Raw genomic sequence first — 12,214 nt, forward strand, 5'->3', positions numbered from 1 at the left:
CATCAAATTCGGGTAATAAAACTACAACTAGAGTTTTTATTGCCGTAAAGTCTCTTATATCGACGCCAAAAAATGTAAAATAACTACAAGCTTCACTCACCGTCTCTATCATGCAGAGGTCACTATGCCGAGCTCAACACCTGCCACTTTAAACCCCACCGTTGCTGAGGTTACCCAGCGCATTCGTGAGCGTTCTGCTGAGCGTCGCGCCCTCTACGAGCGGCGCATGGCTGACCAGCACAAACGTGGCGTGCACCGTGCTGAGCTAAGCTGCGGCAATCTGGCCCACGGCTTCGCTGCCTGCAACCCGCGTGATAAGGGCGAACTGAAGCTGATGAACAGCGCCAACTTGGGCATTATCTCGTCTTACAACGATATGCTCTCGGCACACCAGCCGCTCGAAACGTTTCCCGAAACCATTAAAGCAGCTGCACGGGATATGGGCTCTACCGCCCAATTTGCCGGTGGCGTTCCGGCTATGTGCGACGGTGTAACCCAGGGCCAGCCGGGTATGGAGCTATCGCTGTTTTCCCGTGATGTAATTGCCATGTCCACCGCGGTGGGTCTCTCACACAATATGTTTGATGCCGCGCTTTATCTGGGCGTGTGCGACAAAATTGTTCCGGGGCTGTTTATTGGCGCGGCGCGTTTTGGCCACCTGCCCGCCATGTTTGTACCGGCGGGCCCCATGCCCAGCGGCTTGCCCAATAAAGAGAAGGCACGTATCCGCCAACTCTATGCCGAGGGTAAAGTCGGCCGTGCTGAACTGCTCGAAGCCGAGTCAGACTCTTACCACAGTCCCGGCACCTGTACTTTCTACGGCACCGCCAACTCCAACCAGCTCATGATGGAGATGATGGGGCTACACCTGCCCGGCACTTCTTTTGTGAACCCAGGCACTGAAATGCGCGAAGCCCTGACGCGCTACGCCACCGAACAAGCGATTCGCAACACCGAACCCGGCGGCGACTATCGTCCGTTCTACAAGCAGATTGATGAGCGTGCGATTGTTAACGCCGTGGTAGGTCTACTGGCCTCGGGCGGCTCGACCAACCATACGCTCCACCTGATTGCCATGGCGGCCGCTGCGGGCATTACTCTGAACTGGGACGATTTTACCGATCTTTCAGCGGTTACCCCCAGCCTCATGAGGGTTTATCCCAACGGCCAAGCCGATATCAATCACTTCCAAGCGGCGGGTGGCATGAGCTACCTGTTCCGCGAATTGCTGGGCGCGGGCTTGATTCACGGCGATATTCCCACCGTATTCGGCACCGACCTAACCGCCTACACCCAAGAGCCGTTCCTTGAAGATGGCAAAATCGTTTGGCACGAAGGCCCCGAAAAAAGCCTTGATGAAGACGTGCTCAGCCCGGTATCGACACCGTTCGCGCCGACGGGTGGCTTGACGGTCATGAAAGGCAACCTGGGCCGCGGTGTGATCAAAGTCTCCGCAGTGACGGAAGAGCATCGCGTGGTAGAAGCGCCGGTGAAGATCTTCGAAGATCAAAACGAAATGAAGGCCTCTTTCGAATCCGGCGAGCTGGATCGCGACGTGATTGTGGTGGTTCGCTTCCAGGGCCCCAAAGCCAACGGCATGCCCGAGCTGCACAAACTGACGCCTTTCCTGGGCGTGCTGCAGGACCGTGGCTTTAAAGTGGCACTGGTCACCGATGGCCGTATGTCTGGAGCGTCCGGCAAAGTGCCTGCGTCCATTCACATGAGCCCCGAAGCCCTGGACGGCGGTCCGCTGGCCAAACTGCGCGATGGCGATATTATACGCCTGGATGCCAACGCCGGTACGCTGGAAGCCAAAGTCGACCCCGCCACCTGGGCTAAACGGGAACTGGCCATTGGCAATCTGGATCACTACCACGTGGGCTTGGGTCGTGAGCTGTTTGGTGGCTTCCGCCACCTGGCCATGCGCGGTGAAGAAGGCGCTGGTGTCTTCGGTGGCTTTGAAGCCGATGATCTCGCCCGTCAGCAGGGGCAAATCTCAGAAGAGGATGCCTGATGAGACCGGCCCTTATCGGCGATATCGGGGGAACCAACGCACGCTTGGCGTTGGTCTCTCCCGGTGAAATAACCCCGCACGATATTTTGAACCTGCCCTGCGCCGACTACCCTGGTGTTGTAGAAGCGGTTCAAGACTACTTGAACCGTGTGGGTGCCACCGGTGAAAACGCGCCTCAAGAGGCGTGCTTAGCCTTTGCCTGCCCCGTTCACGCTGAGCGGGTCAAGATGACCAATAACCACTGGGATTTTTTGAAAAGCGACGTTCAGCAATCGTTGAATCTCTCGCTATTCAAAGTGATTAACGACTTTACCGCCCAGGCACTGGGCGTTCCCCATGTGGCAGCCAGTGATTTGGTCGAGGTTCAGCCGGGGCAAACCCAGGCGCACTCCACACGCTTAATCATTGGCCCGGGCACCGGGCTGGGCGTTGCCGGGGTGTTTCCTGGCCAACACGCCTGGATTCCGCTGCCCACCGAAGGCGGTCACGTCACCTTTGCCCCCACGGATAGTACCGAGCGGGCACTGCTGGATGTATTTCTACAGCGTCACAAACGGGTGAGCGTAGAGCGCATCTTGTGCGGTCAAGGCTTACTGGAGCTTTACCAAGCCTACTGCACCCTTGAGGGAATTGAGCCAAGCCTCAACAGCCCCGCAGAGGTAACCTCAGCGGCCAATGAAGGCGATAGCCTTGCCACCGCTGCCCTGCTGCGCTTTCTAAAAATTCTTGGCGATGTGTGCGGTGACGCCACCTTAACCATGGGCGCTCGAGGCGGGGTTTATCTATGCGGCGGCATTCTCCCGCGCCTGCTGGAGTGGCTGCCGAAGAGTGAACTGCGCGCTGCTTTTGTCGATAAAGGCCGTATGGGCGCTTATAACGCTGACATCCCCGTGTGGGTAGTGACCGCGCCCTGGACCGGCCTGCTAGGTGCCGCCGAAGCGCTGCATAACGAAGAAGTCTTCTAAAAACATTCCTAACAATATCAATTTGGAACCTGCTATGCCCGCCGCCACTTTTAACGTGCCGTTTCTTCTCGGCATGATGCGTCTGCACGAATCACCCGCCATGCACGACCCCGAACTGTTGGCAGACTGGATCGAAGCACGCCTGGAACAGGGCCTTCACTGGTTTGATCATGCTGACATCTACGGCAACGGCCAAGGAGAGACCCTGTTTGGCGCCGCGCTACGAGCGCGCCCTGCCCTAGCTCAGCGGGTCAATATCGTGACCAAAGCGAGCATCGCCAACGACAACCCCGAACCCGGCTCGGGCAAGGTAAAGCACTACAACGCTAGCCCTGCTTATCTTAATAGCGCCATTGATGCCTCGCTGGCGCGGTTAAATGTCGAACGCCTCGATCATTTCCTGATTCACCGCCCCGATCTGTTGATGGACGCGGAAGCGACCGGCCGGGCGCTGGACGACGCCATTGAAGCAGGCAAAATTGGCGCCGCGGGAATTTCCAATCATCTGCCCAGCCAGTGGCGGCGCTTGCAAGGCGCCATGCATCAACGCTTATCAGCCAATCAGATCGAACTCTCGATTGCCCATACAACGCCGCTGTTTGACGGCAGCTTTGATGAGCTATGTGCCGATGGCCACGCACCGATGGCGTGGTCGCCACTGGCAGGCGGGCAGCTGATGCAAGGCGCCGTTGGCGACTGTTTGGCTAAGTGGGCAACGGAGCTTGATAGCTCCCCCAGCGCTTTAGCGCTGGCATGGCTACGTAGTCTTCCTAACTCGCCGGTACCGGTGATTGGCAGCGTTAAGCCAGAGCGAATCAGCGACATGCTCAAAGGCCCTGCCACGCTGCCCCGGGAAGTGTGGTATGAATTGCTTGAAGCTGCCCGTGGCCACTGCGTGGCATAAGGCTATTTTGTATAAAACGACGCGGTACAAAACAACTATTACGTTAATTACACTAAGGAGCCACTTATGACGCCAGTTATTGCGTTTGGCGAAGCCCTGGTTGATATGCTCTCCAGCCGTTTAGGGGCGGCTTCAGATGCCCAGCAAACCTTTACGCCCTACGCCGGTGGCGCTCCCGCTAACGTGGCAGTCGCCTGCGCCCGCCTGGGCGTTCCTAGCCAATTTTTAGGCATGGTGGGCGACGATACGTTCGGGCATTTTTTGGTGCGTGAACTCAAAAGCCACGGTGTAGACACCAGCGGCGTGGTATATACCCGAGAAGCCCGTACGGCGCTGGCGTTCGTTTCCCGGGATGACGTGGGCGAACGCACTTTTGATTTCTATCGCCCGCCCGCTGCTGACCTGCTTTATCGCCTTGAGCATTTACCCCATGGCGTATTCGAGAACCCTGCCATTCTGCACTTGTGCAGTAACAGTCTGACCGACCCAGAGATCGCCGACGTTACCCTGGCGATGGCCACCATGGCAAAGCGCGCAGGCTGCCTGGTCAGCGTAGATGCCAACCTACGCCACAACCTGTGGCCCGACGGCGAAGCCGATGCCAGCCTAGTTACGCAACTGCTAGACGGCGCTGAGCTGCTCAAGCTGTCACAGGAAGAGCTCGACTACTTACGCGCAGATCATCCTGCAGAATCGTGGCTATCAGAGCGACTGGCGGCCGGGGTAAAAGTTATTTTGATTACCGACGGCCCCAATGACGTGGTACTCAAAGGCGTCGGTATTGACCAGCGCATCGCACCACCCAAAGTGGAAGCAGTCGATACCACCGCGGGAGGCGACGCCTTTATTGGCGGGCTATTGGCGGAGCTCTCGGCCCACGGCATCAATGAAAACTGGCAGAGCGATGCGGATTTTCTCCACCGCGCGGTGGATACTGCCTGCCGCTGTGGCGCCCATGCCGTTACTCGGCCAGGCGCTTATGCATCACTCCCTACCCATGCGGATATCGAAGCACTTCTAAACACTTAATGGTTATCCAGTTCGGTGACCGCCTGGGCGGTCACCGATGTTAGTTAGGCAGTAGCAACGATAAGCTAAAAGGCTCTACTCCCGATTACTGCAATTTGGCCATTATTGCGTCGCCGCGAAGTTTTCAGCGGCGGCTTCTAACGCCTCCCTTGCCACTTCCGCATCCTCAAACCCTAGACCTTCCATACCGCCATCCGGCCCTTTGTAACTGGCAAACCACAGATCAATGATCTGACTAACACCTGGGTACTCGCGATCCAACTGCGTCATGCTTTCAATATGTGCAAAAGGTGAATCCTGGGTGAGAACGGCAATGAGCTTGTCGTCTTGCTCTCCGTCATCCAGCATTTTCAGAACACCAATAACGTTCACATCGACAATTTCACCTCGTGGAACGGCTTGGCCCAAAACAATCACATCGAGTGGGTCGCCGTCACCGCCCAACTCTTTTGGCAGAGCAGTGCCTGGAATAGCGCCATAATTGCCGGGGTAACCTAGGTAATTCACAACGCGTGGCTCACCGTCTTTATATTCCCAATAAACCGCTTTGGGATCATCTTTACTGACTTCCCATTTCGCCGATGTGCCCGTGGGTATTTCAACAATGGCTCTTACCGAACCATCGGCATTGATGGCATCCATAGACATCAAGTCGACATCACCCACAATAGTGAACTCATCGGTTGCGTTCATGTTATGGGCAATGGGCGTGGTGTCAGAAAACGCCAATCCGCCTAAAGACTCAGCCTGAGCCGTGGATGCCAAAGCAGCAATGCACGCTAGAGAAGTAAGTAATAGTTTTTTCCGCATGATGTTCTCCGTTAGTTATTCAAATACGTTAGCGTGGAGAAATGACGGAGTAATGACAGACTTAAATGGAGGCAACCATGTCACGACTTGTTTAAATGTCAGACATTTACTAGACTAGAATTCATCCAATAAAAAACAAGAGATCACCGATGACGCTGGACGCTCTGCCGCCCCACCAGGGTGGCGCTGAACAGTTAGCCCGTTTGCTCGCCCAGGCTCTGCTGGCAGGCCATTGGCAGCCAGGCGATGTTTTCCCTCGGGAGCTGGATATCGGCAAACACTTTGCCGTTAGCCGTAACCAAGTGCGTAACGCACTCACCAGCCTCACCGCGGCGGGTTTATTAGAGCGCACTGCGGGCCGCGGCACGCTGGTTCGCGAAATGGGTGATTGGCATCTACTCGACCCACTGATGAGCGAATGGATGACCGGTCTGGTCGACCTTGACCCGCAATTGATCAGGGCCATTTACGCCTTTCGGTTTTCTGCTGAACCGGTGGTTGCAGGACTCGCTGCACAGGCAGCCCAGGCTGAAGACATAGAACGTCTGGAGAGCGCCTATGCAGGAATGAAGAGCAGCGCAGGCAGCGTTGAAGCGCGTGCGGAGCATGCCGAGTACGACGTCGCCTTTCACGACGCCACCTACCGGGCCAGCCACAATTTAGTCTGGCGGCAAATGGGCCACTTACTGCGACCTTCGATCATGGCGCTGATACACCGCTCGCAACACCGCACTGGCCCCTTAGACGACAGTCTCGCGCGCCACCGCCAGGTGCTTGACGCTATCCGCAGCCGCGATGCCAGCGCCGCAGAATCCGCCGCAAGAGAAGTGCTGCGCCGCACGGCCATCGACCTTGGCATCGTCAGCTGACAATTACGCAATGAATACCTCCTATTCAGAAGGATGACCGAACATGAAAATTACCAAACTCAAGACTTGGCAAGTTCCCCCGCGCTGGCTGTTCCTTAAAATAGAGACTGACGAAGGCTGCTACGGCTGGGGTGAACCGGTGATTGAAGGCCGCGCGGCAACCGTTGAAGCCGCCGTACACGAGCTTTCTGACTACTTGATCGGCCAGGACCCGCACCGCATTGAGCATCTGTGGAACATCATGTACCGCGCCGGTTTTTATCGCGGCGGCCCTATTCTGATGAGTGCGATTGCCGGTATTGACCAGGCGCTGTGGGATCTCAAAGGCCGCGATCTGGGTGTGCCCGTTCACCAGCTATTAGGTGGTGCCGTGCGCGACAAAATGCGCATGTACGCCTGGACCGGTGGCGACCGCCCAAGCGACGTGGGCTCTGGTGCCAAAGCGCTGGTCGACAAAGGCTTCACGGCCTTCAAAATGAACGGCACCCCCGAAATGCAAATCGTCGACTCACATCGCAAGGTCGATGAAGCCGTCGCTCGGGTGGCAGAAGCGCGCAACGCCGTTGGGCCAGATGTAGGCATCGGCATCGACTTTCATGGCCGCGTGCACCGCCCCATGGCCAAAGCACTGCTGCGCGAGTTAGAGCCCTTCCACCCGATGTTTGTGGAAGAACCGGTCGCCCCCGAACATCTACCCTGCTTGAAAGATATTGCCGGTGGTTTGGGCTACCCATTGGCAACTGGCGAGCGGCTGCATACCCGCTTCCAGTTCCGCGATTTGCTGGCCGATGGCATGATCGACATTATCCAGCCGGATATTTCCCACTGCGGCGGCATCAGCGAAGGTCTCAAAATCGCCGCCCTGGCCTCCGCTTATGACGTCGCCTTAGCGCCCCACTGCCCGCTCGGCCCGCTAACACTGGCCGCGTCTCTACAGCTGGATGCAGTCAGTCACAACGCATTTATCCAAGAGCAGAGCATGGGCATTCACTACAACCAGGGCAACGATGTTCTCGATTACCTGGTCGATAAATCCGCCCTCGCCATTGAAGACGGCTTCTGCGCCATTCCCCAGGGCCCAGGCCTTGGTGTCGAGATCAACGAAGAGTTCGTTGAGGAGCGCGCCAAGGTGGGCCACCGCTGGCGCAACCCGGTCTGGACTCATGAAGATGGCTCTATTGCGGAGTGGTAAGCCATGGGATCAACCGAGATGAGTGAAACAGCTGACATTGCAGACCAATTAACCTGGATTGCGGTTGACTGGGGCTCTAGCAACCTGCGCGCCTGGGGGCTGGATCAACACGACCAGGTGATTGCCCAAGCCAGTAGCGACAAGGGCATGCTGTCGCTAAAGGCCGATGAGTACGAAGCCGAGCTGGAGCGGCTGGTGGGTGATTGGCTGCCTACTGCCGGGCAAATTGATGTGATGGTGTGCGGTATGGCGGGCGCTCGTCAGGGCTGGCTGGAAGCCGCCTATTTGCCGGTACCCACGCAGCTCGACCAGCTTAGCCAAGGCGCAGTGACGCCAACGCTTACGAGCGACCAGTTACGTGTTTACCTGCTGCCTGGTTTAAGCCAAACCCGCGGTATCGCGACTCACTTTGATGTGATGCGCGGTGAAGAGACCCAGTTGGCAGGACTCGTCGCTGATTCGCCAGAGTTTACTGGCCTCGCCTGCCTGCCCGGCACCCACGCAAAATGGGCAACCCTGGAAGCGGGCGCGGTGAGCGGGTTTTCGACCTATCTGACCGGCGAGCTTTACCAGCTATTGGCCAACCAATCGGTCTTGCGCCACTCAATCGGCAACGATGAGCTTCAAGACCCAGCTTGCTGTGAGGCGTTTATTTCGGCAGTTAGCGAGATCTACGCGGCGCCCGAAACCTTTAGTAGCCGCCTGTTCGGCCTGCGCGCGCAAGATTTACTCGATGGCCGGCTACCGGCTGGCGATACGCGTGGGGCCGTGCTGGCGGCCAGGCTCTCTGGGCTCGCCATTGGCCTTGAGCTTGCTGGTGCCTGCCGTGAGTGCCCCAGCGATAAGCCCATCATGCTGATTGGTAACCAGGCGCTTAGCCAGCGCTATACGTTGGCGCTCAATGCGATCGGCTATCAGACGCAGCATATGGATGGCGACTTAGCCGTGCTGGCAGGTCTATGCCTTGCCCACCGTGCGCTCAAGGCCTAAAGCCACTAACTATTTATGGGGAGATTTGCTATGTCGCTGCCACTGATTGGTATTTTACGCGGAGTTAGCCCCGACGAAGTCGTTGAAATCGCAGGTGTGGTGCTGGCCGCGGGGATCACCCAGATCGAGGTGCCACTTAATTCACCCAACCCGCTAGAGAGCATTCGCCGCTTGGTAGACGCATATGGCGATCGTGCGGTCATTGGTGCAGGTACGGTGCTCACTTCGGCTCAGGTGCGTGAAGTTCATGCTGCCGGTGGGCGCTTAATCGTTTCTCCCAACTGTCGGCCAGCGGTGATTGAAGAAACGCATAAGCTCGGCATGGCTAGCTGGCCGGGTATTGTGACCCCTTCAGAAGCCTTCGATGCGCTGGATGCAGGCGCCACCGGGCTTAAACTCTTCCCCGCGGTGCAGGTAGGCTTAGAAGGTATGAAAGCGGTTCGTGCGGTGCTACCCGAAGGCACACTTTTATATGCCGTCGGCGGCGCTGGGGTCGATAACTTCGCCGAATGGCGCGCAGCGGGTGTCGATGGTGCAGGCCTGGGCAGCGCGCTATACAAACCCGGCCAAAGCGCTTCTCAGGTAGGCAAACAGGCACAAGCCCTAGTCGATGCCTGGCTAGCAGGCGAACAATAAGGAGAACAATCACAATGAATACGGGTACGAGTGTTCCAACGTGGCAGGCCGAGTTAGCGGTCGATTGCCGTTGCTCGCTGGGTGAAGGCCCGCAGTGGGATGCCAAAAATCAGCGCCTTTACTGGTGCGACATTCTTGAAAAACTGCTGCACTGGCTCTCCCCCGCCAGCGGGGAAAGCGGCCACTATCAGCTTGATCATAGAGTGTCACTGGCAGCCCCCATTGACGATGGTGGCCTGCTGTTAGTCGGTGAAGACCGCTTAAGCCGCTTCGACCCCAGCAGCGGCAGTATCGAAAAGTGGTGTGATTTCGAGGCCGATAACCCCATCACCCGCAGCAATGACGCACGCATTGATCGCCACGGCAGCCTGTGGCTTTCCAGCATGGGTAAAAGCACTGAAAGAAACGCTGGAAGCCTTTACCGCCTGCATCGCGGCGAGCTCTCGCGGCTGCGTTCAGGCCTAACGATTCCCAATGCTATCTGCTTCTCTGAAGATGGCGAGTTCGCGTGGTTTACGGATACGGTGACGGGTGTAGTGATGCGCTGGGCGCTGGATAACGAGGGCTGGCCACAAGGCGAGCCACAGCCTTGGGCGGATTTTTTCTCCAGCCAAGGTAATCCGGATGGTGCGGTGATGGATAGCGAAGGCTGCCTATGGCTAGCACTGTGGGGGGCTGGGCAGGTCGTACGCTTGAACCCTAACGGCGAAATAATTGGCCGCGTTGAGCTACCAGTCAGCCAACCCTCCTGCCCGGTTTTTGCTGGCCCTGATCTAAAAACGCTGTATATCACCACGGCGCAAGAGGGTTTCAGTGCTGAGCAGCTTGCCCAAGAACCCACCGCAGGCTCGCTCTATGTGGTTGAAACCGGCATTAAAGGATTGGCCGAGCTGCCGCTGCGCCTAGAATAGGCTGTTGCCATTGTCCCAAGCTAACCCTCTGTCATTGCGAGCGAAGCGAAGCAATCTCGGGGGATCTGCTACCGAAAGTTGAGATTGCCGCGTCGCTGCGCTCCTCGCAACGACGCGGCCTCGTCCCGACAATCCCAGTTTAGCCAGCGAAGCTTATATACATAACGATGACTAACACGACCAGGACGATACCGGCGGGTACCGCGCCTTTCCAGGGCGTTAGATCCACATCGCCACTGTGCTGCTGAATCCAATCAGTTTCACGCGGGCGAAGCTTGCCGATAATCAGCATCACCGCCACCAGTAATACAAAGACCAGCGCCACGAAGTGGAACTCGTGCATGATCTGCGGCAGTAGCGTAAACGGTGGCACAAAGTAACCAGCGGCAATCAATAAACAACCGCCCACCAGGGCAATTTTGGCCGCCATAGGCGGAACACGTTTAGTTAATAGCCCGACCAGCACCACGGCAAGAATGGGAATAAAGTAGATCGCGTTCATCTTCTGTAGGTAGCCGAAAAGGCTATCCTGGCCTGCCAACAGCGGCGCGATGATCATGGTAATGATGGCCATGATCCAGCCAAAGACTTTACCCGATTTAACCACCTGCTCTTCCGTAGCCTCTTTGTTCAGCACCCCTTTATAGATGCCCAGGCTGAAAATCGTGGTGGTGCTGTTAAGCGCGGAGTTAAACGACGACAGGATCGCACCGACCATAACAGCAGCGAAGAACCCTGTAAGATACGGCGGCAGTACGTTAAACACCAAATGACCGTAGGCTTCATCGGCACGTACGCCCTGATCGGCATAAAGGTGGTAAGCAATGATGCCGGGCAGTACTAGGTAGAGCGGTCCCAGCAGCTTGAAGAGACCGGTCAGGAGCACGCCCTTCTGACCTTCGGCAAGGTTTTTGGCCGCAAAGGTACGCTGAATTATCTGCTGGTTGGTGCTCCAGTAGAACAGGTTAATCAGGAAAACGCCGGTAAACAGGGTAAAGAACGGCACCTGCTGATCAGCACCGCCAATCGAATTCAGCTTGTCCGGGTCGCTCTCTTTGAGAATGCTCCAGCCTTCCATTACGCCGCTGCCGCCACTCACAGCCTGCAGGCCGAAATAGACGATCACGAAACCGCCGATCAGCAGCCCGACGCCGTTAAGCGTATCCGAGACAGCGACCGTGCGTAGCCCGCCAAACAGTGCATATACCGCACCGATAATGCCGACGATCCACACCGTTAACCAAAGCAGTGTAGTAGTAGACTCAATGCCGGTTAACCCCGGCAGGTCGAGCATACCCTGCAGGCCGATGGCACCCGAATAGAGAATAATCGGCAGCAAAATCACCGCGTAAGCTATCAGGAAAATGATATTGGTGATTAGCTGGGTAGTCTTATCGAAACGAATTTCGAGCAGCTGCGGCAGCGTGGCAATACCACTTTTCAAAAACCGCGGAAGGAAAAATAGCGCCAACGCCACGAGTGCGATAACCGCCACGACTTCCCAGGCCATCACACTTAAACCATCGGCAAAGGCCGCCCCATTGAGCCCCACCATTTGCTCGGTGGAGAGATTGGTCATTAGCAGAGAGCCTGCAATCAGCGGGAAGGTTAGCGTACGCCCTGCTAGAAAGTAGCCGCTGGTGCTGGAGTGATCATCTCGGCGGGTGATTCGCCAAGTGATAAAGGCGACAAGCCCTGTAAAAAACAGGAAGGACGCCAGGGTCAACGCGTGCATTTTGAATCACCTCATCATCATTGTAAGTGGCACGCACGTTACTGTATGCGCGTATAGCGAAATGTCAGACAAATCGTGTATTCATTTTAGTTGAGCTGAATATAGCCCGTTATACACCTTTGGTCTTATATTGAGCTTTATCACTCTTCAAGGCTGCGC

The 12,214-nt window shown here is 56.7% G+C and carries 11 protein-coding genes; 9 read left to right on the top strand and 2 right to left on the bottom strand.

Translation table 11 applies throughout. The features are described 5' to 3' along the window. Positions 1 to 124 precede the first annotated feature (124 nt). The 4 genes from edd to QHL1GM_RS05345 all read left to right on the top strand — a co-directional run bounded on the left by edd (position 125) and on the right by QHL1GM_RS05345 (position 4,912). Complete coding sequence (gene edd / locus QHL1GM_RS05330; RefSeq protein ID WP_071693544.1) at positions 125 to 2,014, top strand: phosphogluconate dehydratase; 1,890 nt, start codon at positions 125 to 127, stop codon at positions 2,012 to 2,014. Next, positions 2,014 to 2,979: a glucokinase gene (gene glk / locus QHL1GM_RS05335; RefSeq protein WP_071693545.1), complete on the top strand. Its 966-nt coding sequence runs from the start codon at positions 2,014 to 2,016 to the stop codon at positions 2,977 to 2,979. Before edd ends, glk begins: the two co-directional genes overlap by 1 nt. 34 nt (positions 2,980 to 3,013) lie before the next feature. Then, positions 3,014 to 3,883 carry an aldo/keto reductase family oxidoreductase gene (locus QHL1GM_RS05340; RefSeq protein WP_071693546.1) on the top strand — a complete coding sequence of 290 codons (870 nt, stop codon included), beginning with the start codon at positions 3,014 to 3,016 and terminating at the stop codon, positions 3,881 to 3,883. Positions 3,884 to 3,949: 66 nt separating this feature from the next. Next, positions 3,950 to 4,912: a carbohydrate kinase gene (locus QHL1GM_RS05345; RefSeq protein WP_071693547.1), complete on the top strand. Its 963-nt coding sequence runs from the start codon at positions 3,950 to 3,952 to the stop codon at positions 4,910 to 4,912. Positions 4,913 to 5,014: 102 nt separating this feature from the next. On the opposite strand, the gene QHL1GM_RS05350 is transcribed toward QHL1GM_RS05345, so the two are convergent. Then, entirely contained in the window at positions 5,015 to 5,722 is a 708-nt protein-coding gene (locus tag QHL1GM_RS05350; protein ID WP_071693548.1) for an inorganic diphosphatase, read from the bottom strand. A 149-nt stretch (positions 5,723 to 5,871) separates the two neighbouring features. On the opposite strand from QHL1GM_RS05350, the gene QHL1GM_RS05355 reads away from it, so the two are divergent. From QHL1GM_RS05355 to QHL1GM_RS05375, 5 genes are read left to right on the top strand one after another with little or no spacing between them, the layout of a single operon-like run. Beyond that, positions 5,872 to 6,591, top strand: a complete 720-nt coding sequence (locus QHL1GM_RS05355) for a FadR/GntR family transcriptional regulator (protein WP_071693549.1) — start codon at positions 5,872 to 5,874, stop codon at positions 6,589 to 6,591. 43 nt (positions 6,592 to 6,634) lie between these two features. Continuing rightward, the gene (gene dgoD / locus QHL1GM_RS05360; protein WP_071693550.1) at positions 6,635 to 7,783 is read left to right on the top strand and encodes a galactonate dehydratase; all 1,149 of its coding nucleotides are present in this window, start codon (positions 6,635 to 6,637) and stop codon (positions 7,781 to 7,783) included. A gap of 18 nt (positions 7,784 to 7,801) precedes the next feature. Beyond that, on the top strand, positions 7,802 to 8,773 hold the full coding sequence (locus QHL1GM_RS05365; RefSeq protein ID WP_254795261.1) for a 2-dehydro-3-deoxygalactonokinase: 972 nt from the start codon (positions 7,802 to 7,804) through the stop codon (positions 8,771 to 8,773). 30 nt (positions 8,774 to 8,803) lie between these two features. After that, positions 8,804 to 9,409, top strand: coding sequence for a 2-dehydro-3-deoxy-6-phosphogalactonate aldolase (locus tag QHL1GM_RS05370; protein WP_071693552.1), 606 nt, complete (start codon positions 8,804 to 8,806; stop codon positions 9,407 to 9,409). Positions 9,410 to 9,423: 14 nt separating this feature from the next. Beyond that, a complete protein-coding gene (locus QHL1GM_RS05375) occupies positions 9,424 to 10,320 on the top strand; it encodes an SMP-30/gluconolactonase/LRE family protein (protein WP_071693553.1) in 897 nt (298 codons plus the stop codon). Between the two features lie 139 nt (positions 10,321 to 10,459). Here QHL1GM_RS05375 and QHL1GM_RS05380 read toward each other — a convergent pair whose 3' ends face one another. Further along, positions 10,460 to 12,055 carry a solute:sodium symporter family transporter gene (locus tag QHL1GM_RS05380; protein WP_071693554.1) on the bottom strand — a complete coding sequence of 532 codons (1,596 nt, stop codon included), beginning with the start codon at positions 12,053 to 12,055 and terminating at the stop codon, positions 10,460 to 10,462. Positions 12,056 to 12,214: the final 159 nt, after the last annotated feature.

It is taken from the genome of Halomonas sp. QHL1 (genome assembly GCF_001882345.1).
Taxonomy (GTDB): domain Bacteria; phylum Pseudomonadota; class Gammaproteobacteria; order Pseudomonadales; family Halomonadaceae; genus Vreelandella.

Excerpts from the sequence above, each read along its gene's own strand:
- QHL1GM_RS05375 (WP_071693553.1), top strand. The coding sequence starts at position 9,424 with ATGAATACGGGTACGAGTGTTCCAACGTGGCAGGCCGAGTTAGCGGTC.
- QHL1GM_RS05340 (WP_071693546.1), top strand. The coding sequence starts at position 3,014 with ATGCCCGCCGCCACTTTTAACGTGCCGTTTCTTCTCGGCATGATGCGT.
- edd (WP_071693544.1), top strand. The coding sequence starts at position 125 with ATGCCGAGCTCAACACCTGCCACTTTAAACCCCACCGTTGCTGAGGTT.
- QHL1GM_RS05370 (WP_071693552.1), top strand. The coding sequence starts at position 8,804 with ATGTCGCTGCCACTGATTGGTATTTTACGCGGAGTTAGCCCCGACGAA.
- glk (WP_071693545.1), top strand. The coding sequence starts at position 2,014 with ATGAGACCGGCCCTTATCGGCGATATCGGGGGAACCAACGCACGCTTG.
- QHL1GM_RS05350 (WP_071693548.1), bottom strand. The coding sequence starts at position 5,722 with ATGCGGAAAAAACTATTACTTACTTCTCTAGCGTGCATTGCTGCTTTG.
- QHL1GM_RS05380 (WP_071693554.1), bottom strand. The coding sequence starts at position 12,055 with ATGCACGCGTTGACCCTGGCGTCCTTCCTGTTTTTTACAGGGCTTGTC.
- QHL1GM_RS05355 (WP_071693549.1), top strand. The coding sequence starts at position 5,872 with ATGACGCTGGACGCTCTGCCGCCCCACCAGGGTGGCGCTGAACAGTTA.
- dgoD (WP_071693550.1), top strand. The coding sequence starts at position 6,635 with ATGAAAATTACCAAACTCAAGACTTGGCAAGTTCCCCCGCGCTGGCTG.
- QHL1GM_RS05365 (WP_254795261.1), top strand. The coding sequence starts at position 7,802 with ATGAGTGAAACAGCTGACATTGCAGACCAATTAACCTGGATTGCGGTT.
- QHL1GM_RS05345 (WP_071693547.1), top strand. The coding sequence starts at position 3,950 with ATGACGCCAGTTATTGCGTTTGGCGAAGCCCTGGTTGATATGCTCTCC.